Raw genomic sequence first — 20,051 nt, 5'->3', positions numbered from 1 at the left:
AGATGCGATTAACAAAACAAACAAATTATGCTCTTCGAATGCTCATGTATTGTGCAGATAATCAGGGAACTCTCAGTCGTGTTCCAGAAATTGCTAAAGCATATGCCGTTTCAGAACTTTTTTTATTTAAAATCCTTCAGCTGCTTGTTCAAGCAGGTTTTATACAAACAGTGCGTGGACGCAATGGTGGAGTTAGATTGGCTAAACCCGCAGCAGAGATTTCAGTCGCTGATGTTGTGAAAGTAACAGAAGACAACTTTTCCCTAGCAGAATGTTTCGATACTGCAGAACCAACTTGCCCCTTGTTTGATTTTTGTGGTTTAAATACCGCACTTCAAAAAGCATTAAATGCTTTTTTTGAGGTGTTGTCCATGATATCCCTTGCTGATCTACAACAACCATCCTTTCAAAATCATTTTAAAATTAATGACAAAAAAGAAAACTAAGATTATAATACAAGGAGATTAAGTATTTCTATTGCAGCAATAATATTAGCCGCTGGACGGGGTGAAAGAGCAGGATCTCCCTATAAAATTCCAAAACAATATCGGCTTCTAGGACAAAAGCCGATTATTTATCATACCGTGCATTGTTTTTTGCAGCATCCAGCTATCACAACAATTATCCTTGTTATTCATCCAGAAGATCGTCAAATCTGTGAACAAGCTATTGGCGATTTTAAAGAGCGCCTTATTATCGTTGAAGGAGGCAATACACGTCAAATCTCTACCTTACATGGACTTCAGGCACTTAAAAAATTTTCCCCCCAATATGTGCATATTCATGATGGTGCACGCCCTTTTATTGAAAACAAGCTTTTTAATAACATTCACAACACTATCACGCCTCAAGAAGGTGTTCTTCCTGTTCTGCCCATCTCTGATACCCTTAAACGTATAAATAATCAGCATGTTTTAGAAACAATTCCCCGTACCCATCTTTATAGTGCACAAACTCCACAGTGTTTTCCCTTTGAACATATCTTAGCGGCCCATAAACAAGCAAAACAAGCTTGCAAACAAGAATTCACTGACGATTCTGCAATTGCCGAATGGTTTGGAATTCCTATGCGTACCGTTCCTGGGGATCCTAACAACATAAAAATTACATGGCATGAAGATTTTAATACTGCACATTTATATCTCCAAAAGAAAATGCAAATGTTTCCTGATATCCGTACTGGCAATGGTTATGATGTTCACTCTTTTGAAGATGGTGATTTTCTTATATTATGTGGTATAAAAATCCCTTTTCATAAAAAATTAAATGGACACTCCGATGCGGATGTTGCTCTTCATGCATTAACAGATGCCCTTCTTGCAACTCAAGGTGCTGGAGATATCGGTACACATTTTCCTCCCTCTGATCCTCAATGGAAAAATGTATCATCAGAAATTTTTCTCCGTCATGCTCTCGATATTATAAAACAAGCAGATGGTCGTATCGCCAATGTTGATATCACAATTATCGCTGAAAATCCTAAAATTGGTCCCTATCGTCATGCTATGACAGAAAATCTTATGACAATACTTGCAATGACACCTGATCGAATCTCTATCAAAGCAACAACAAATGAAAAGCTTGGATTTATTGGTCGTGGTGAGGGAATTGCTGCTCTTGCAACAGCGAGCGTTCTTTATTCAGGAGAAATTCCCCAATGACATATCTTTGTGAAAAACAAGCACATGAAGTCCTTAATACCTTTCGCCAAAAAGGTTTACTGTTAACAACTGTAGAGTCTTGTACAGGGGGACTCATTGCTGCAAGCCTCACAAATATTGCAGGATCGTCAGATGTTCTCGATTGTGGATTTGTTGTTTATTCAAATGAATCCAAAACACGCCTTGTTGGCGTTTGTGCTGAACTTATAAGAACCTATGGTGCCGTTTCAAAAGAAGTTGCTCTTGCAATGGCTGAGGGTGGATTAAAACATTCACAAGCTGACATTGCAGTTTCTGTAACAGGGATTGCTGGTCCAGGAGGTGCAAGTCTTGATAAACCTGTAGGACTTGTGCATTGCGCAGTTGCTTACAAAAATCACCCCCCCCTGCACAAAGAAATGCACTTTGCTCATCTTAATCGCAATGCTATCCGCCATGCAACTGTTGAAAATGTTTTTAAAATGATTCTGGAATTACTTCACTGAATTCCCCATACTAATTTCAAAATTCTCTATTCCACATTGAGTCTATAATCGCCCACAACTTGAAAATGAAAGACCTGAATAGCGTAAAGTTATCTCACTTCAGCCCTGTGTAGGTTGAATTAATCAAATTTATTCACTTGCACGCCACAAGAGAAAAAAACTGTAGTAAATAAAATGATTAAAGAAAGGGACACTTGTACCTCTCTCTCAAGTGCTAAGAGCTGGCGCAACATCTTGAGAGATGGCAAATAAATGGTGCAGGCTGACTTGTTCATAAACGTACAGATGTGGAGTTTATATGCTTTTACGAAGGATCTATACTATTTATTATGAGCACTATTATGAAATGGGTATGACGCAAGCATGTTCTATTTGGGCGTTCTGTTTAACGGATGTGTATCCATTAAAAAAGAGAGAAACAAAAGAGTGAAGCTGTACATCATCTTCATTATTTAAAATGACGTTCCTTCAATATGTTTTTGAAAGCTGGATTAAAAACAAATAGTAAAGATGGAAACCGATTTCCACCTTCACGCTGTTATAAGCAATACGTATTGTTAAAAAATAACAGAATAGACTATGTTACCGTAGAGCCATAAATCTGATGCGCACGCTTCTCAAAAGCCTCGGTAAATTTACGAAACGCAATATCAAACATTGAGCCCATCACTAATCCAAGCGTTTTACTTTTAAATTCATAATCAATAAAAAACTCTACATTACATGCATTGGTATTTTCAATATCATGAAAGGCCCAACGATTTTCAAGATATTTGAATGGACCATCAATATATTTAACTTCTATAAGACTTTTTTCCGGCTGAAGAAATACTTGAGTCGTAAAAGTTTCACGAATAATCTTATAGCCAACGGTCATATCCGCAAGAAGCAATATTTTTTTTCCATATTCTTTTCGAGAACGTATTATTAAAGACTCACACATTGGTAAAAATTCAGGATAACGCTCAATATCTGAAACCAGATCAAACATCTCACTGGCACTATGGGTGATCTGCCGATGTATTGTAAAAATCGGCATAATTATCTCTGTAAGGAAAATTTTTCATCACGCGCTTTTTGCAAAATGGCAAAATCATCTCCAGCGTGATGAGATGAACGCGTCAGAGGATTGGAAGCCATATGTAAAAATCCTTTTACTTTACCAATCTTGGCAAAAGACTCAAATTCTTCAGGAGGCACAAAACGAACAACTGGATGATGTTTTCGTGTAGGCTGCAAATATTGTCCAATTGTCATAAAGTCAACATCAGCAGCGCGCAAATCATCCATCAATTGCAAAATCTCATTTCGCTCCTCCCCAAGGCCAACCATAATTCCCGATTTTGTAAAAATTGTTGGATCAAGTTCTTTAACGCGTTGTAATAAACGAATTGAATGAAAATAACGCGCCCCTGGACGGACCTTCAAATATTTAGAAGGAACTGTTTCTAAGTTATGATTAAAAACATCAGGCTTAGCAGCAACAACAACTTCTAAAGCGCCATCCTTATGACGAAAATCAGGTGTAAGAACTTCAATTGTTGTTTTAGGAGTTTTTTGACGAATCGCATAAATAACTTTTGCAAAATGCTCAGCACCACCATCAGCAAGATCATCACGATCAACAGATGTAATGACAACATGTTTTAATTCCATCCGTGCAACAGCATCGGCGACACGTTCTGGCTCATTATCATCAACGGCAAGTGGAATACCTGTTGCAACGTTACAAAAAGCACAAGCACGCGTACATATTTCACCTAAAATCATAAAGCTAGCATGCCTCTGGCTCCAACATTCGCCAATATTAGGGCAACCAGCTTCTTCGCATACAGTCACTAACTTATGCGTACGTACAATACCATGTGTTTCCTTATAAATTGGTGATGTTGGCGCTTTTACACGAATCCAATCTGGCTTTTTTTGAACGCTTGTATCAGGACGATGTGCCTTTTCAGGATGACGCAAACGTCTATTTGTAACTCTATCAACAACCGTAACCATTTAAGCCTTTGCCTTATAAATACGAAGTAACAATCAAAAATATAAAATTTTTCATACAATCCAGTCATCAAGCGTTTAAAACTTGACCATAAGCATCTAATACACTTTCTTTCATCATTTCCGATAAGGTCGGATGTGGAAAGACAGTATGCATTAATTCTTCTTCTGTTGTTTCAAGATTCATAGCAATAACAAAACCCTGTATCAATTCTGTTACCTCAGCCCCTACCATATGGGCCCCGAGAAGCTGTCCTGTTTTTTTATCAAAAATCGTTTTTACTAACCCCTGATCTTCACCCAAAGCAATCGCCTTACCATTCGCAGCAAAAGAATAACGACCAATACGTATATCATAACCTGCTTCTTTTGCAGCCGCTTCTGAAAGCCCTACAGAGGCAACCTGTGGTGTACAATATGTACACCCTGGAATTTTTCTTTTATCAAGCGGATGAGCACTCTTCAAACCTGCAAGATGCTCAATACATATCACTCCTTCTTCTTCTGCTTTATGGGCCAACATAGGAGGACCTGCTACATCACCAATAGCATAAATGCCTTCCACCCCCGTCCAACTCCATTCATCAGTTACAATGCACCCGCGATCGGTTTTTATTCCCAAAGATTCTAAACCAAGATTCTCAATATTACCTTGCACCCCTACAGCGGAAATTAACCGGTCAACAGTTATTGTCTCTATTTTACCTTGAACATCAATATGTACAGTCACAGAATCGGAAGACTTTTCAACCTTTGTTACTTTTGCTTGACGAAGAATGCGTAAACCTCTTTTCTCTAACTGTTTACGAGCAAACGTTGAAATTTCAATATCTTCAGCAGGCATGATATGGGGCATCATTTCAACAACAGTTACTGTCGCCCCCATATCACGATAAAAAGAGGCAAATTCAATGCCAATAGCCCCAGACCCTATAACCAAAAGCGATTTTGGCATTGATGACGGTATCATAGCTTCAAAATAAGTCCAAATGAGTTTTCCATCTGGCTCAATACCAGGAAGGACACGAGGACGTGCACCTGTTGCAATAATGATATGTTTTGCTTGATAAGTTCCCTCCCCTAACGTCCCTTTAGGGACTGGATTTTGCGGTTGCATAATCGGCTTGGAGGATGAAGAAACCATAATTTCCGCAGGATGGCTTCCCTTTGCTTTTTTAGTAAGCTTTGCTTCACCCCAAATAATATCAATTTTGTTTTTTTTCATTAGAAAATCAACACCAGCATTTAAACGTGCTGAAACACCGCGTGAACGTGCCACAACATCTTTGATGTTTGCCTCAATTGAACCATTAATTTTTAGTCCATAATTTTTTGCATGTTCAGCAAAATGTTTCATTTCCGCTGAACGTAGAAGGGCCTTTGTGGGAATACATCCCCAATTTAAACAGATCCCTCCCAAATGTTCACGTTCAACAATCGCAGTCTTAAAGCCACATTGTGCTGCACGAATTGCGGTTACATATCCGCCTGGACCTGATCCAATCACAATTACATCATAAAGATTTGCCACAGTAATTCCTCCATGGATATATATAAAACGGATATGCACTTTTTGAACTTAAGTCTGCAAAATAACATGACAGAATTATCTTATGTCTTTTGCTTACGTAAATGCTTTACCCAAACCAGAAATAGCAATAACATTGCTCTTCAAACTCGTTAAATTTGCTTTTATTCTCTTAATACACTCTCTCACAATTTACGTGAAGAACTGTTAAACAGTTCAAACCAACATTGCTAATGGATTTTCAATCATCTTCTTAAAAGTCCGCGCGATCTCTGCTGCTAAAGCACCATCGACAGCACGATGATCAGCAGAAATCGTAACTGACATAACTGTCGCAACGACTAATGCATCATTTTTAACAACGGCGCGCTGCTCCCCTGCACCAATCGCAAAAATCGTCGCATGCGGTGGATTAAGAATAGCAGAAAAACTTTTTATACCATACATCCCCATATTTGATACAGCTGTTGTTCCACCCTGATATTCTTCCATTTTTAACTTGCCCTCGCGCGCACGCTTTGCAAAATCCTTCATCTCTTTGGAAATAAGTGATAACGGCTTTTCCTCTGCATGGCGAATAATCGGTGTAATTAATCCATTGGGAATGGAAACAGCAACCCCAACATCACAATGTTTATGATGAATCATCCCACCTTCAAGCCAAGAGACATTCGCATCAGGAACCGCTTTCAAAGAAAGTGCGACAGCTTTGATCACCATATCATTAACAGAAAGCTTATAAGTAGGCTGAGTTTCTTCTTGCCTTTTAACCATTGGTGCAGCAGCATTCAGTTGTGTACGCAGTGCTAATAGCGCATCAAGTTCACAATCTACCGTTACATAGAAATGTGGGACTTTCTGTTTTGATTCCACCAAACGTGTGGCGATTGTTTTACGCATATTATTATGGGGAACGAAGCTATATTCATCCTCTTTGAAGAGTTTCAATATCTGTTTGTCTGAAGCACCTGTAGCTGTTAGCTCCCCTATCTGTGATGAATAAGACACTTTAGAAATATCGCTGCTCACAGCTTTTTCCACATCGCGCTTAATAATACGCCCATGCGGACCACTTCCAGAAATAAGGGATAAATCAAGACCTGCCTGAGATGCTAATCGCCGCGCTAAGGGAGAGGCAAAAAGACGAGCTTCTTTTTTATCTTGCTGTATTAATTGCCCAGTTGATGATTCATGAGACATTTTTATTCCCTTTGAGTCCGTCTGTTTCAGAGAATCTGTCTGTTTGATGCCCTCTGATTCTTGTCTTGTAGAAGAAGAGATTTCTTCTGTAACTTTTGCAGCTTCAGCTAAATCTTCACCTTCTTCTGCTAAAACAACAATTAAAGCATTTACTTTAACGCCTTGTGTTCCAGCAGGAACAACAATTTTAGCAACCCTACCTTCATCAACGGCTTCGACTTCCATTGTCGCTTTATCCGTCTCAATTTCAGCAATAACATCACCAGAGGAAACCTTATCTCCCTCCTTAATATTCCATTTTGTTAAATTTCCCTCTTCCATCGTAGGGGAAAGCGCTGGCATTGTAATTTTAATGGGCATTATGCTTTCCTCCGTTATGCTCTGTATGTCACAGCTTGAACTGCCTCAATAATTTCAGCAGTATTAGGCAAAGCCAACTTCTCAAGATTAGCGGCATAAGGCATCGGAACATCTTTGCCAGAAATCGTAGCAATTGGCGCATCAAGATAGTCAAAAGCCTGCTGCATAACACGCGTTGCTATTTCAGTTCCCACGGATGACTGAGGAAATCCCTCTTCAATTGTTACCAAACGACCTGTTTTTTTAACTGACGAAAGAATTGTAGGAAGATCCATAGGGCGAATGGTTCGTAAATCAATCAATTCAACATCAATACCAAGTTTTTCAATTTCTGGTAACGCTTGAACAGCATAATGCATCCCAATTCCACATGCAACAATCGTCACATCTTGTCCAGACTTATGAATACGCGCCTTACCAATAGGCAAAAGAAAATCATCCAGTTGAGGAACATCAAATTGATGCCCATACAAAATCTCATTTTCAAGGAAAATAACAGGATTATCATCACGAATAGCAGCTTTCAGCAAACCTTTTGCATCTGCAGCACTATAAGGCATGACAACTTTCAGACCTGGTACATGACTATACCATGCAGCATAGCATTGAGAATGTTGAGCACCAACACGGGCAGCCGCACCATTGGGACCTCGGAAAACCATAGGAGCGGTCATTTGTCCACCAGACATATAACGTGTTTTGGCTGCTGAGTTAATAATTTGGTCCATCGCCTGCATCGCAAAATTAAAGGTCATAAACTCGACAATAGGACGTAACCCACCAAAAGCAGCCCCAACAGCCAGCCCAGCAAAGCCGTGCTCTGTAATTGGGGTATCAATAACTCGGCGTTCCCCGAACTCTTCCAACAAACCCTGACTAACCTTATAGGCACCTTGATATTGCGCGACTTCTTCCCCCATAAGAAAAACTGTTTCATCACGCCGCATTTCTTCAGCCAAAGCCTGATTAAGCGCTTCACGAACTGTCATTGTAACCATTTGTGTTCCCGCTGGAATATCAAAATTAAGAGATGTATCAAAAGTAGGAGCAGCCTGCGGAACTGACAAAGGTAGAGAAAGAGCAGATTCCTTAGGTTTTTGTGCTGTATCCGTAGGCTGCGAAATATCCTCAGCACGCTCACCTTCTTCTAACAAAATTGCAATAACAGTGTTAACCCTTACGCCTTCTGAACCTTCAGGCACAAAAATTTTACCAAGAGTACCTTCATCAACGGCCTCTACTTCCATTGTAGCCTTATCCGTTTCAATTTCAGCAATAACATCGCCAGAGCTAACCTTATCACCTTCTTTCTTGAGCCATTTAGACAGTTTACCTTCTTCCATAGTTGGTGAAAGCGCCGGCATCAAAATATCAATAGACATACTTGCTTCCCTCGCATCAAACTAAAATATCAGTATAGAGCTCAGAAGCATCTGGCTCTTGATCACTTTGTGCAAAATCTACCGCATCAGCAACAATTGCACGGACCTCTTTCTCAATAGATTTTAAATCGTCTTCGCTCGCCCAATTTTTTTTAAGAATCCGACTTTTTACTTGATCAATCGGATCGTGCTCCTCTTTTATTTTTTGGACTTCTTCCTTTGAACGATATTTTGCTGGGTCAGACATGGAATGACCACGATAGCGATAGGTCTGCATATCAAGAATGATCGGTCCTTTACCTGAGCGTGCCCAAGAAATTGCTTCATCAGCAGCTCCTTTTACTGATCGAACATCCATACCGTCAACAACAATACCTGGAATTTCAAAAGAAAGACCACGTCGGGAAAAATCAGTTTCTGCAGATGCACGTGAAACTGACGTTCCCATAGCATACTGATTGTTTTCAATAATATAAACAACGGGAAGCTTCCAAAGTGAAGCCATATTAAAACTCTCGTAAACCTGCCCCTGATTTGCAGCACCATCACCAAAATAAACCAATGTCACATTATCTTTACCAAGGTACTGATTCGAAAATGCCAAACCTGAACCAATTGGAACCTGCGCACCAACAATACCATGTCCTCCATAAAAGTTCTTTTCTTTAGAGAACATATGCATCGAGCCACCTTTCCCTTTGGAAAAGCCACCTTGGCGCCCCGTTAATTCTGCCATAACCCCACGCGGACTCATCCCAACCGCTAACATATGACCATGATCACGGTAAGACGTAATAACCTGATCACCTTCTTTTGCCGCTTTCAATGTTCCTATAACAACGGCTTCCTGACCAATATAAAGGTGACAAAATCCCCCTATAAGCCCCATACCATAAAGTTGTCCTGCTTTTTCTTCAAAACGGCGAATTAAAAGCATTTCACGATAAGCATCAATTTCTTCTTCTTTTGTAAAATCTGCTATTGGTGCTTTCTTTGTGGTGCTTGATAATGCAGTGCGCGCCGCCGACGCAGAATTTTTTTTAAGTCGTTCTGCCATATTAAACTCCCTTTTATGATTATTTAGGAATAACCTTTACGAACAAAAGTTACAAGCCTTATCAATCGGCTTAAACAATATCATTGCTGATTGTTGTTTAAATTAAGCGATTTTTCATTTACCTTTGGTATCATTTCAAGGTATTAAGATTGTCAGTTCATTTGGCTTAGAGAAGTTCAAATTCTTTCGTACATACTCATCCAACATATCTTTTTCTATATGCCCATTGCGTAAAAGAGAAATACGCTTTTCCATGAATATCCGCTCAGCTTCTATTTTATGAAGCTCCTGTTCTAATTCGCTAATATGCTGATTAACTTCACTGCGTGAATACAATCCATACTCACCATGATAAATGTGATAACTGAAATAGCTTAAGACTCCCACCGTCATAAGAGGTAGTACAAAGCGTACTTTGATTGATCGACGTTTCTGCTTTGTCCACATAAAATAGCACAGTCTTTACAGCACAAATTTTTTAATATTTTGCCCAACTATGCATGATTTTGATTAATACCTCATTACCAAATCTACACCAAAATAATTTGTTATCATCAAAGTCCCCCCCTTAATACAATTAAAGTAAGCTGAATAACCCACTTTTTATATTATAAATATTGGATATCCTCTAAGTTGTGATTTTACACCCATCTTTGTCCTTAAAACTTCCTGTTAAAATGACTATAAAATCAATCAATACCCAAGGTGTAATTATCAAAAAAATTCCTATAAGCCCTACCGGCATAAGTATTACACTTATTATAAGTATTACACTTATTATATTTATAAGAAGCATTGCAATGCCCGTTCCAACTTTACCAACCATAAAACGATGAAGTCCTAGTCCACCTAGAAAAAAACAAACGACCGCTAACGTCACTTTTGATTGCTGTGACTGACCTTCAGTCAAGATAGGGAAAATAGATTTAATGGTATCCCCTTCACACACAAAATCAACGACGTCACCAACTTTCGGCGGCGTTTTTCCTGACCAATCCCAATTCGCAAACTGATAGCGCTTACCATCAGCCCCTGAAATGAAATAATCTCCTTGATCATGACCAATAATCTTACCTTTCATCTTCACCACCTATAAAATTGTTATTCATAAAGAAGCTTTTCTTCTAATATGATAATATGTTGAATAAACCTCACAGCATGAATACAGTCTGTATTCACCGTGATATATGACAATTTAAAAAGCTAAAAATTCCCCAACAACTTAAAATTCCCGCAATTACAAGTGGTAATACAAAGCACGCTGTTCGATTTGCACCTTTGCTTTTTTCATATGAAATAGTACAGTCTTTTTCAATAGTTTTATTTAAATATTCATAATTTTCTTTAATATTTCACATTTAAAGACATATATTAAAATAATTTACATTATTAAATTAATATATTGACAACATTAAAAGTAAAGAAAGTGCCTCACTCTTTAACTTTTTATATTATTCTAAAATTTCTACCAATTTATAATTTTATCCCCATTTTCATCCCTAAAATATCCGGATAAAATAACTATAAAATCAATGAATGACCAAGGACCAGTTACTAAAAGTATCCCTACCCCAAAAGTAAATGGTATACTTAGTAGGCTTATAAGAAGCATTACAATACCCGTTCCAACTTTACCTGCCATAAAGCGATGAATTCCCAACCATCCAAAAAACCAACAAACAAGTGCTATCGCCAATCTTGATTTTTCTGACTGAGTTTTACTCACGAGAGGGAGAACAGATTTAACAACATTATCTTCATATACAAAATCAACGGTATCACCCACTTTTGGTGTTTTTTTTCCTAACCAATCCCAACTCGTAAATTGATAACGCTTACCGTCAGCCCCTGAAACAAAATAATCTCCTTGATCCTGACCAATAATCTTACCTTTCATTCTTGCCCACCTATAAAGCTGCTCCTCATGTGTTATTCATAAAGAGATTATTTCTAATTCGATAATATGCGGATTAACCTCACGGTGTAAATACAATTCGTACTCACCATGATAAACATGAAATTAAAATAGTTCGTAACTCCCCAATAATCTAATATTTCCCCCTGCTATAAGCAGTAACAAAAAACATGCTTTAGTTGATTTATATCTTTGCTTTACCCATATAAAATAGCATTGTCTTTTTCAATACGTTTACTTAGCTGTACATGTTTTTTAATATCTCATATTAAATAAATGTAGTACAATAATTTCGCATGATGCAACTTAATATATTTATAAAAATAAAAAGCGAGCTAAATTACCTTTTTTTATTATAAGATTTTCACAAATCTGTAATCTGATTTCCATCTTTATCCGTAAATCTTCCACCAAGAATGACTATAAAATCAACAATTGCCCAAATGCCGGTAATTATCAATCCAAACAATGATAAAGATAGAACTAGCATTAAAGCACCAGTCCTAACTTTACCAACCATAAAGCGATGGACACCAAAAATACCTGCAACCCAACAAAGCAGTGCGAACATTATCTTTGTGTTCTCTGTACCTGATCTCAACAATGGAAAAACAGAACTGACAACCCCCCCTTCACAGACAAAATCAACAGCATTACCAATCCTTGGTGGATTCTTTCCCAACCAATCCCAAGTCGCAAACTGATAACGTTTACCATCATCACCAGCAACGAGATAAGTTCCTTGATCTTGACTAATAATTATACCTCTCATCTTAATCCCTATAAATTTAAACACTTAAAAATTATTGCGTATATGCCTTTGATAAGAAATCTCAATTTCATAATCTAAATGATCTTATACTTTCATATTTTGTGCTCAGAACTATACACTAAATCACCAGCATAACGCGCTTGGGCTCCTAGCATTTCTTCAATACGAATAAGTTGATTGTATTTGGCTAATCTATCCGAACGTGCAAGAGAACCTGTTTTAATTTGTCCACAATTCGTTGCAACCGCAAGATCTGCAATGAAAGAATCCTCTGTTTCGCCTGAACGATGAGATATAATGGCACGATAACCTGCTTTATGTGCTACTTCTACAGCATCAAGTGTTTCACTCAATGTACCAATTTGATTAACTTTTATGAGAATAGAATTGCCTACCCCCATTTTGATACCATCACGCAAACGTGCTGAATTCGTTACAAACAAATCATCGCCAACAAGCTGACATTTTTCTCCAATTGTGTCAGTGAGTAACTTCCAACCTTCCCAATCATCCTCTGCCATTCCATCTTCAATTGTAATAATAGGATAATTTTTCACAAGATGTGCTAAATAATCTACCTGCTCTTGGATGTCTCGGCATTTCCCCTCACCTTTATAAAAATACGAACCATTTTTATAAAATTCGGTTGAAGCACAGTCTAAACCAATGGCAATTTGTTCACCTGGTTTATAGCCACATATCATGATAGATTCCATAATAAAATCAATTGCTTGATCAGCACTTTTAAATTGAGGTGCAAAACCACCTTCATCACCAACATTGGTATTATAACCCGCATCTTTTAAACGCTTTTTCAATGCATGGAAAATCTCAGCGCCATAACGGATAGCTTCTCTTACAGTAGGAGCTCCTATAGGGATAATCATAAACTCTTGAAAATCAATCAAATTATCAGCATGAACGCCACCATTAATAATATTCATCATGGGGGTTGGAAGAATATGCGCTTGTGTACCACCAATATAACGATACAAAGGTAAATTTAATGAATCCGCAGCTGCTTTTGCAACAGCTAATGAAACACCAAGAAGTGCATTGGCACCAAGACGGGCTTTGTTTGGCGTTCCATCCAAAGCAATCATTGCTTGATCAATAGCAATTTGATTTGTTGCATCCCGCCCACCAAGTTCTTCAAGAATTTCGCCATTAACTGCAGCAACCGCTTTTTCAACACCTTTCCCTTGATAGCGCAAACCACCATCACGAAGCTCTATAGCCTCGTGTGCTCCTGTTGAAGCTCCCGAAGGAACCAGAGCGCGACCAAAAGCTCCATTCTCCAAATGAACATCAACTTCTACCGTTGGATTACCACGGCTATCAAGAACTTCACGCCCAATGATATCGACAATTATAGTCATATGTGTTTCCTTATCCAATAAAAGTCTCGATTCATTTATAATGCCCTATTAATGAAATATTTTTTCTCTTCTCAACTCAACTTTTTTGACAGATAATCAAATTCCATTAAAGTCTCAAGCAATCTTTGTAAATCATCAACTTTAACCATATTGGGTCCATCAGAAGGTGCATTATCTGGATCTTGATGTGTTTCTAAAAAAATACCAGCTACCCCAACAGAGACAGCTGCACGCGCTAAAATTTCAACAAATTGACGCTGCCCACCAGATGAAGCCCCCTGCCCCCCAGGTTCTTGAACAGAATGCGTTGCATCAAAAATAACAGGAGCACCAAATGAACGTAAAATAGGCAACGAACGCATATCAGAAATAAGTCGGTTGTAACCAAATGACGTGCCTCGCTCACAAAGCATAACATTCGGATTACCACTGTAAACAACCTTTTTTAAAACATTCTCCATGTCCCACGGCGCTAAAAACTGACCTTTTTTAATGTTAATAACACATTCTGTTTTGGCGGCTGCTACCAAAAGATCTGTTTGACGACATAAAAAAGCCGGTATTTGTAAAATATCAACTGTAGAAGAAACAATTGTACATTGCTCTTCTGTATGCACATCAGTTAATATGGGACAATTAAACTCTTTTTTTAAATCAGAAAAAATGGACATTGCTTTTTCAAGACCAATACCACGTGCCGCCCCTAAAGAGGTTCTGTTGGCTTTATCGTAACTTGATTTATAAACAAACCCGATACCAAGCTGATCGGTAATTGTTTTAATACGACCAGCCATTTCAAAAGCATGATCACGACTTTCCATCTGACACGGCCCTGCAATTAATGAAAGAGGCATTTCATTTGAAAAAATCATATTTCCAACTTTCACACGGGCATTTGGTTTAGTCATTTTATCCCTCAAAAGCAAAGTAACCCAATTTATGCATTAAACTAATCGACTTTGTTCTACAGCAGCTTCAATAAAAGAAGAAAAAAGCGGATGTGGATCAAAAGGACGGGATTTTAATTCTGGATGATATTGAACACCAATAAACCATGGATGATCTACATATTCTATCGTTTCTGGTAAAATACCATCAGGAGACATCCCAGAAAAAATCAAACCACACTGTTCTAACTTATCCTTATAATCAATATTAACCTCATAACGATGACGATGTCGCTCGACAATCTTGGTCATCCCATAAATTTGAGCAATATGACTCTCTTCTTTTAATTCAGCAGCAAAAGCACCAAGGCGCATCGAACCGCCGAGATCACCATTTCTTGTACGTTTTTCAAGGACGTCTCCTTTAAGCCATTCTGTCATTAAACCTACAATTGGATTGTCTGTTTCGCAAAACTCACTCGATGAAGCATTCTTAATCTGTGCAATATTGCGCGCAGCTTCTATACAAGCTAATTGCATCCCAAAACAAATCCCTAAAAATGGAACTTTACGCTCTCGTGCAAATTGAATTGCTCGAATCTTCCCTTCTGCCCCACGTGCCCCAAAAGCACCTGGAACCAAAATTCCATGGGCTTTTTGTAAAGCTGAAACAGAATCTTCTTTTTCAAAAAGTTCCGAATCAATCCACTCAATATTAACTTTCACTCTATTCGCTAAACCACCATGCGCAATCGCTTCAATAAGAGATTTATAAGCATCCTTTAAGCCCGTATATTTTCCTACAATAGCAATCGTGACTTCTCCTTCAGGATTGTGAATACGATGCGTAATATCCTCCCAACGATCCATCTTGGGGGAAGGTGCCGAATCAATTCCAAAAGCGCAAAGAACTTCAGAGTCCAAACCTTCCTTATGGTATGCCATAGGAACATCATAAATCGTTGGCATATCTAATGCCTGAATGACTGCATTGGAGCGAACATTGCAAAAAAGTGATAATTTGCACCGTTCTGTTTCTGGAATAGATCTATCTGCACGTACAAGCAAAATATCAGGAGAAATACCAACTGCTTGCAATTCTTTGACAGAATGTTGTGTTGGTTTCGTTTTTAATTCACCTGCTGAAGGAATATAAGGCATTAATGTGAGATGGACATAAACGACATTTTGTCTCGGTAGCTCATTGCGAAGCTGACGAATCGCTTCTAGAAAAGGCATTGCTTCAATATCACCAACCGTTCCACCTATCTCACAAAAAACAAAATCAAATTCTTCATTTCCCATCGTAATGAATCTCTTAATTTCATCCGTAACATGAGGAATAACTTGGACTGTTGCCCCCAAATAATCACCACGCCGCTCTCGTTCAATGATATTGCGATAAATACGCCCTGTTGTAATACTATCTTGGCTATTTGCAGAACGCCCAGTAAAACGCTCATAATGACCAAGATCAAGATCCGTTTCTGCACCATCATCGGTCACAAATACTTCACCATGTTGATAAGGTGACATCGTACCTGGATCAACATTTAAATAAGGATCAAGTTTGCGAAGACGTACGCGATAACCACGAGCCTGTAATAACGCTGCTAACGCCGCCGCTGCGATGCCTTTTCCAAGGGAAGAAACCACACCACCAGTAATAAAAACATAACGTGCCATGGGCTTATGGTGATAAGCAATTTATAATGATTTTTCCAGCAAAAAATGCAAAAAGAAACAATTTTTCTTCTAAAATAAAAAAGGTGAAAAAATCACCTTTTTAAAAAGTCTATATTTTCTTAAAAAACTATTTTGTACTGTTATCCGGAACTGTGTTTTCAAGAACCTGTGGAACTGGACTTTCTGCTTCAGGATTTGTGGACTGTTTCTGTTCCTGCGGAGAATTCGAAGTGCCTCCTAGCTGTTCAAGAACAGAAGGGGAAGACTCATCATTTGATGATGGAACTGAGCCTGAGCCTTTATCGGTAGAATTCTGTTCTGAATTAACCGGTATACGCTTTAAGATATCAGAACTAGAATTTGATATATTACCCACCACGGTAAGTCCAATAGACACAACAAAAAAACAACAGGCTAAAATAGCAGTCAAACGTGTTAAAGGGTTTCGAGATCCACGAGTTTTCATCAACCCTGAGCTATTACTCACACCTAGCCCACCACCTTCTGAAGGTTGAATTAATATAACACCAACCAAAGTAATCACAATCAAAAAATGAATAACTATAAGTACTGTTTGCATAAACCCTGCTCTTCAAATAACTCTTTAATAGCTATTTACACATAAATAACGCACAATCCAAGGGGAAACTCAAATTTCTCTGCTATAGTTTACGACAAACATCGCAAATAGTTAAAAAATCAATCGCTTTTAAGCTTGCTCCACCTATCAAAGCACCATTAACATGAGCAATGCTTAAAAGCTCAAATGCATTGGATGGCTTTACGGATCCACCGTAAAGCAAACGAATCTTATTGCCTTCATCACCAAAACGAGAGCGCACCTTATCACGAATGAAATGATGTACTTTTGCAATATCTTCTGGAGTCGCTGTATTGCCGGTGCCTATCGCCCAAACTGGTTCATAAGCAATAATGGTATTCTCTTCTGTTGCATCATCTGGTAAAGATTCTTCAAGCTGCTGCGTGAGAATATCCAGTACTTTATTATTCTTACGCTCCTCCAATGTTTCACCAATACACACAAGAGCCACAAGACCTGCTCGCCACGCAGCTTGTACTTTGGCACAGACAATCGCATCATTTTCTTGGTACACTGTACGACGTTCTGAATGCCCAATAATAACATGACTTGCTCCCGCTTCTTTAAGCATAAAAGCTGAAACATCTCCAGTATAAGGACCATGATCATCAAAGTGACAATTTTGTCCTCCTAAAAGGAGATTTTCACCATTCAGCGTATTAGAAGCACGCGATAAAAGCGTTGCTGGAACACAAATAAGCGCCTCAAAAAGATGACCTAGATCAGAGCTAACGCCTGTAGCAATAGCACGCAACTCTCCAAGCGATTCACTCGTTCCATTCATTTTCCAATTTCCAGCAAGAAAAGGCCGAATATTTTGAGACATATTTTCACCTCAAGAGCTCTTACAATACATTGTTTATCTGTAGTTACCAAATTATAAAATGAAAGCAAGTCTTTAAAGCTTGCATCTTTCATCTCTTTATTGCAAATTCCATTACAGCTTTGATAATAACTCACATTAAAAATGGACCTGAACAATGCTTGACATCATAAGAAATGCTACAAATTCTTGGATTTTTAGAATTTTCCTTGCTATTTTACTCTTATGCTTCATTCTTTTATGGGGGGTACCGCAGTTACACAAAAAAAGTGAAAGAGATCTTATTACATCTGGAAAGTCCACAGTAACTATCGATGATTATCGTCTTGCACTCGCCGATCAAAGCGCACGTTTAGCATATGCAGCTCATCTTGGACGAATGTTTACAGCAAATGAAATGCAGCAATACCAAATTCCTGCTTTTGTATTTAATCAATTACAACAAAATGTACTTCTTGATGAACAAGCACGTAAAATGAAAATAAGTCTTTCAAAAGATACAATAGCTCATACGATTGGTTCTGATAAGATGTTCCAGGTAAATGGCACTTTTGATAAAAACTTGTTTTATAACTATCTTCAGCATTTACGTATTAGTGAAAGTGCTTTTCTTAATTATTACACCAAACAAGAAAAGCGTAATCAGCTTATTGCTGCTTTACTTTCTAATATGAAGGCACCAAATCTCTTTTATAAAGCACTTGCTCTTTATCAAGAAGAAATGCGTATTGCTGATTATCTTGTTATTGATCTAAAAGAAAAGAAAACAATTGCTGATCCTGATTACGCAACATTACAAAAATGGTTTGAAACACATCAAAGTCAATTTCGTGCTCCAGAATACCGCACTGTCTCTTTGCTATCTATGGAACTTAATGATTTTGTAAAACCTCAAGATATCTCAACAGATGAGGCGAAAGCCTATTATACACAAAATGCTTCACGTTTTGTAACGCCTGAAAAGCGTACATTCGAAGAACTGCGATTCCCCTCACGCGAAGAAGCCGATAATGCAGCAAAAAAAATAGCTGATGGATTGAGTTTTGATGAACTGGTAAAAGCTGAAAAAAAGACTCTTAATGAAATAAAAAAAGGGCCTCTCGCAGAAAATGAACTTCCTAATCATCTGACATCTGAAATTTTTGAACTTCAACAAGGCCAAGTCAGTTCTGTGATAAATGACTTACAAGGACCTGTTATCATTCGCGTCACGCATATTGAACCCTCAAGCTCTCTTCCTTTTGAAAGTGTAGAAGAAAATATTCGCCAAACACTTGCCAAAAATCGTGCTACTGATGATATCCGTAACAATTATGCAGCCATTGAAAATGCTCGTTTTGAGGGTGCTTCTCTCAAAGAGTTAGCTGACCAATACAAGTTATCTTTGCGCACAATTACCATTGATAAAACAGGAAAAACGCTTGAAGGTGCAATACTCACGGATTTACCTCAAAAAGATATTTTACTGAATGCCATCTATCAATCAAACGAAGGAGTCGATCTTGATCCTCTCTCTTTTCAAAATGGTGGATATCTCTGGTACAAGGTCGATAAAATTATTCCTGCCCGTGATAAGACACTTGAAGAGGCTAAGCTAGATGTTCTTTCTCAATGGAAAAATGAGGAAATCCAACGTCTTCTTGATGGAAAAGCCCAAAATGCTCTCAAACAGCTCACGGAAGGAAAAAGTCTTGTTGCTCTTGCTCATACCCTTGGTGTTACAAAACAAACAACACCAACCCTCCGGCGTCAGGACTCATCTGAAACCCTTGGCGTTGAAGGCATTAAAGCATTATTTTCCGCTCCCAAAGGTCATTATGGCATCATAAAAGGTCCGGTTGCAACAAACCGTATCATTTATCAAATAAAGACTGTAACCATGCCTAAAGATATCACGTCTCATACTCTTTCAACTGAAGTCCGCACCAATATAGATATGATGATAAGAGAAGATCTCAAGCTAGAAATGCTACAAGTTGCCAATAAAGAACATCCTTTGGAAATTAATAGCACAAATTATAATCAGATCTTTAACGCTCTCCAATAAAAAGATTTTACATAATTTAAAGAACTTATTTGATAAAGTTTCCGTCAGCTCTTCGTCTATAGTTGAAGAGGTAAGATAGATCTCTTGTTTGCATATCTTAGGATCAAACATTTGTATAATGATTCATTCTCTCGCAAATCAGTGCATGTATGGATTTGCGAGAAAATAGTCAATGGAATGTAGAGTCGTTTTTGCAACGCATTAAAAAATATTATTCATCCAAAGGTTGTAAAGGTTGTCGCCCATTAAGCTATAAATATCATCCCT

The 20,051-nt window shown here is 38.1% G+C and carries 19 protein-coding genes; 4 read left to right on the top strand and 15 right to left on the bottom strand.

What is annotated here, in order from left to right:
* The first annotated feature begins 2 nt into the window (after window positions 1-2).
* The 3 genes from rirA to ACFIKN_RS09235 are packed head-to-tail and all read left to right on the top strand — an operon-like array spanning window position 3 to window position 2,146.
* Window positions 3-446 (top strand): iron-responsive transcriptional regulator RirA, encoded by a 444-nt coding sequence (gene rirA / locus ACFIKN_RS09245; protein ID WP_273791151.1) that lies wholly within the window; start codon window positions 3-5, stop codon window positions 444-446.
* A 24-nt stretch (window positions 447-470) separates the two neighbouring features.
* Window positions 471-1,661, top strand: coding sequence for a bifunctional 2-C-methyl-D-erythritol 4-phosphate cytidylyltransferase/2-C-methyl-D-erythritol 2,4-cyclodiphosphate synthase (locus ACFIKN_RS09240; protein WP_273791165.1), 1,191 nt, complete (start codon window positions 471-473; stop codon window positions 1,659-1,661).
* Entirely contained in the window at window positions 1,658-2,146 is a 489-nt protein-coding gene (locus tag ACFIKN_RS09235) for a CinA family protein (protein ID WP_375631353.1), read from the top strand. Before ACFIKN_RS09240 ends, ACFIKN_RS09235 begins: the two co-directional genes overlap by 4 nt.
* Before the next feature lie 577 nt (window positions 2,147-2,723).
* On the opposite strand, the gene ACFIKN_RS09230 is transcribed toward ACFIKN_RS09235, so the two are convergent.
* The 15 genes from ACFIKN_RS09230 to tpiA all read right to left on the bottom strand — a co-directional run bounded on the left by ACFIKN_RS09230 (window position 2,724) and on the right by tpiA (window position 17,740).
* Entirely contained in the window at window positions 2,724-3,185 is a 462-nt protein-coding gene (locus ACFIKN_RS09230; protein WP_273791149.1) for a type II toxin-antitoxin system RatA family toxin, read from the bottom strand.
* Between the two features lie 2 nt (window positions 3,186-3,187).
* Window positions 3,188-4,150: a lipoyl synthase gene (gene lipA, locus ACFIKN_RS09225; protein ID WP_273791148.1), complete on the bottom strand. Its 963-nt coding sequence runs from the start codon at window positions 4,148-4,150 to the stop codon at window positions 3,188-3,190.
* A 67-nt stretch (window positions 4,151-4,217) separates the two neighbouring features.
* Window positions 4,218-5,678, bottom strand: coding sequence for a dihydrolipoyl dehydrogenase (gene lpdA, locus ACFIKN_RS09220; RefSeq protein ID WP_375658306.1), 1,461 nt, complete (start codon window positions 5,676-5,678; stop codon window positions 4,218-4,220).
* A gap of 213 nt (window positions 5,679-5,891) precedes the next feature.
* Window positions 5,892-7,235 (bottom strand): pyruvate dehydrogenase complex dihydrolipoamide acetyltransferase, encoded by a 1,344-nt coding sequence (locus ACFIKN_RS09215; protein WP_273791146.1) that lies wholly within the window; start codon window positions 7,233-7,235, stop codon window positions 5,892-5,894.
* Between the two features lie 14 nt (window positions 7,236-7,249).
* On the bottom strand, window positions 7,250-8,617 hold the full coding sequence (locus ACFIKN_RS09210) for a pyruvate dehydrogenase complex E1 component subunit beta (RefSeq protein WP_375638116.1): 1,368 nt from the start codon (window positions 8,615-8,617) through the stop codon (window positions 7,250-7,252).
* Window positions 8,618-8,633: 16 nt separating this feature from the next.
* On the bottom strand, window positions 8,634-9,674 hold the full coding sequence (gene pdhA, locus ACFIKN_RS09205; protein WP_273791144.1) for a pyruvate dehydrogenase (acetyl-transferring) E1 component subunit alpha: 1,041 nt from the start codon (window positions 9,672-9,674) through the stop codon (window positions 8,634-8,636).
* 135 nt (window positions 9,675-9,809) lie between these two features.
* Window positions 9,810-10,121, bottom strand: a complete 312-nt coding sequence (locus ACFIKN_RS09200) for a septum formation initiator family protein (RefSeq protein ID WP_375641463.1) — start codon at window positions 10,119-10,121, stop codon at window positions 9,810-9,812.
* Window positions 10,122-10,302: 181 nt separating this feature from the next.
* Window positions 10,303-10,755: a TM2 domain-containing protein gene (locus tag ACFIKN_RS09195; RefSeq protein WP_375643076.1), complete on the bottom strand. Its 453-nt coding sequence runs from the start codon at window positions 10,753-10,755 to the stop codon at window positions 10,303-10,305.
* A gap of 384 nt (window positions 10,756-11,139) precedes the next feature.
* Window positions 11,140-11,571 carry a TM2 domain-containing protein gene (locus ACFIKN_RS09190; protein WP_375643078.1) on the bottom strand — a complete coding sequence of 144 codons (432 nt, stop codon included), beginning with the start codon at window positions 11,569-11,571 and terminating at the stop codon, window positions 11,140-11,142.
* A 382-nt stretch (window positions 11,572-11,953) separates the two neighbouring features.
* Window positions 11,954-12,361 (bottom strand): TM2 domain-containing protein, encoded by a 408-nt coding sequence (locus ACFIKN_RS09185; RefSeq protein WP_375631359.1) that lies wholly within the window; start codon window positions 12,359-12,361, stop codon window positions 11,954-11,956.
* 92 nt (window positions 12,362-12,453) lie between these two features.
* On the bottom strand, window positions 12,454-13,740 hold the full coding sequence (gene eno / locus ACFIKN_RS09180; protein WP_375631360.1) for a phosphopyruvate hydratase: 1,287 nt from the start codon (window positions 13,738-13,740) through the stop codon (window positions 12,454-12,456).
* A 71-nt stretch (window positions 13,741-13,811) separates the two neighbouring features.
* A complete protein-coding gene (kdsA, locus tag ACFIKN_RS09175; protein ID WP_273791141.1) occupies window positions 13,812-14,648 on the bottom strand; it encodes a 3-deoxy-8-phosphooctulonate synthase in 837 nt (278 codons plus the stop codon).
* Between the two features lie 36 nt (window positions 14,649-14,684).
* Window positions 14,685-16,313: a CTP synthase gene (locus ACFIKN_RS09170; protein WP_375658305.1), complete on the bottom strand. Its 1,629-nt coding sequence runs from the start codon at window positions 16,311-16,313 to the stop codon at window positions 14,685-14,687.
* A 127-nt stretch (window positions 16,314-16,440) separates the two neighbouring features.
* Window positions 16,441-16,893 carry a preprotein translocase subunit SecG gene (secG, locus tag ACFIKN_RS09165; protein ID WP_273791139.1) on the bottom strand — a complete coding sequence of 151 codons (453 nt, stop codon included), beginning with the start codon at window positions 16,891-16,893 and terminating at the stop codon, window positions 16,441-16,443.
* Between the two features lie 82 nt (window positions 16,894-16,975).
* Window positions 16,976-17,740, bottom strand: coding sequence for a triose-phosphate isomerase (gene tpiA, locus ACFIKN_RS09160; protein WP_273791138.1), 765 nt, complete (start codon window positions 17,738-17,740; stop codon window positions 16,976-16,978).
* A 154-nt stretch (window positions 17,741-17,894) separates the two neighbouring features.
* Between tpiA and ACFIKN_RS09155 the strand changes: the two genes are divergently transcribed.
* A complete protein-coding gene (locus ACFIKN_RS09155; protein WP_375658304.1) occupies window positions 17,895-19,784 on the top strand; it encodes a peptidyl-prolyl cis-trans isomerase in 1,890 nt (629 codons plus the stop codon).
* Window positions 19,785-20,051: the final 267 nt, after the last annotated feature.

It is taken from the genome of Bartonella sp. CL436QHHD, from assembly GCF_042195105.1.
In the GTDB taxonomy this organism is placed as follows: domain Bacteria; phylum Pseudomonadota; class Alphaproteobacteria; order Rhizobiales; family Rhizobiaceae; genus Bartonella.
This window is presented reverse-complemented; position numbering and strand designations above follow the sequence as displayed.

Excerpts from the sequence above, each read along its gene's own strand:
- eno (WP_375631360.1), bottom strand. The coding sequence starts at position 13,740 with ATGACTATAATTGTCGATATCATTGGGCGTGAAGTTCTTGATAGCCGT.
- ACFIKN_RS09230 (WP_273791149.1), bottom strand. The coding sequence starts at position 3,185 with ATGCCGATTTTTACAATACATCGGCAGATCACCCATAGTGCCAGTGAG.
- ACFIKN_RS09195 (WP_375643076.1), bottom strand. The coding sequence starts at position 10,755 with ATGAAAGGTAAGATTATTGGTCATGATCAAGGAGATTATTTCATTTCA.
- rirA (WP_273791151.1), top strand. The coding sequence starts at position 3 with ATGCGATTAACAAAACAAACAAATTATGCTCTTCGAATGCTCATGTAT.
- ACFIKN_RS09235 (WP_375631353.1), top strand. The coding sequence starts at position 1,658 with ATGACATATCTTTGTGAAAAACAAGCACATGAAGTCCTTAATACCTTT.
- ACFIKN_RS09170 (WP_375658305.1), bottom strand. The coding sequence starts at position 16,313 with ATGGCACGTTATGTTTTTATTACTGGTGGTGTGGTTTCTTCCCTTGGA.
- tpiA (WP_273791138.1), bottom strand. The coding sequence starts at position 17,740 with ATGTCTCAAAATATTCGGCCTTTTCTTGCTGGAAATTGGAAAATGAAT.
- pdhA (WP_273791144.1), bottom strand. The coding sequence starts at position 9,674 with ATGGCAGAACGACTTAAAAAAAATTCTGCGTCGGCGGCGCGCACTGCA.
- ACFIKN_RS09190 (WP_375643078.1), bottom strand. The coding sequence starts at position 11,571 with ATGAAAGGTAAGATTATTGGTCAGGATCAAGGAGATTATTTTGTTTCA.
- ACFIKN_RS09185 (WP_375631359.1), bottom strand. The coding sequence starts at position 12,361 with ATGAGAGGTATAATTATTAGTCAAGATCAAGGAACTTATCTCGTTGCT.
- secG (WP_273791139.1), bottom strand. The coding sequence starts at position 16,893 with ATGCAAACAGTACTTATAGTTATTCATTTTTTGATTGTGATTACTTTG.
- kdsA (WP_273791141.1), bottom strand. The coding sequence starts at position 14,648 with ATGACTAAACCAAATGCCCGTGTGAAAGTTGGAAATATGATTTTTTCA.
- lipA (WP_273791148.1), bottom strand. The coding sequence starts at position 4,150 with ATGGTTACGGTTGTTGATAGAGTTACAAATAGACGTTTGCGTCATCCT.
- ACFIKN_RS09215 (WP_273791146.1), bottom strand. The coding sequence starts at position 7,235 with ATGCCCATTAAAATTACAATGCCAGCGCTTTCCCCTACGATGGAAGAG.
- ACFIKN_RS09155 (WP_375658304.1), top strand. The coding sequence starts at position 17,895 with ATGCTTGACATCATAAGAAATGCTACAAATTCTTGGATTTTTAGAATT.
- ACFIKN_RS09200 (WP_375641463.1), bottom strand. The coding sequence starts at position 10,121 with ATGTGGACAAAGCAGAAACGTCGATCAATCAAAGTACGCTTTGTACTA.
- ACFIKN_RS09210 (WP_375638116.1), bottom strand. The coding sequence starts at position 8,617 with ATGTCTATTGATATTTTGATGCCGGCGCTTTCACCAACTATGGAAGAA.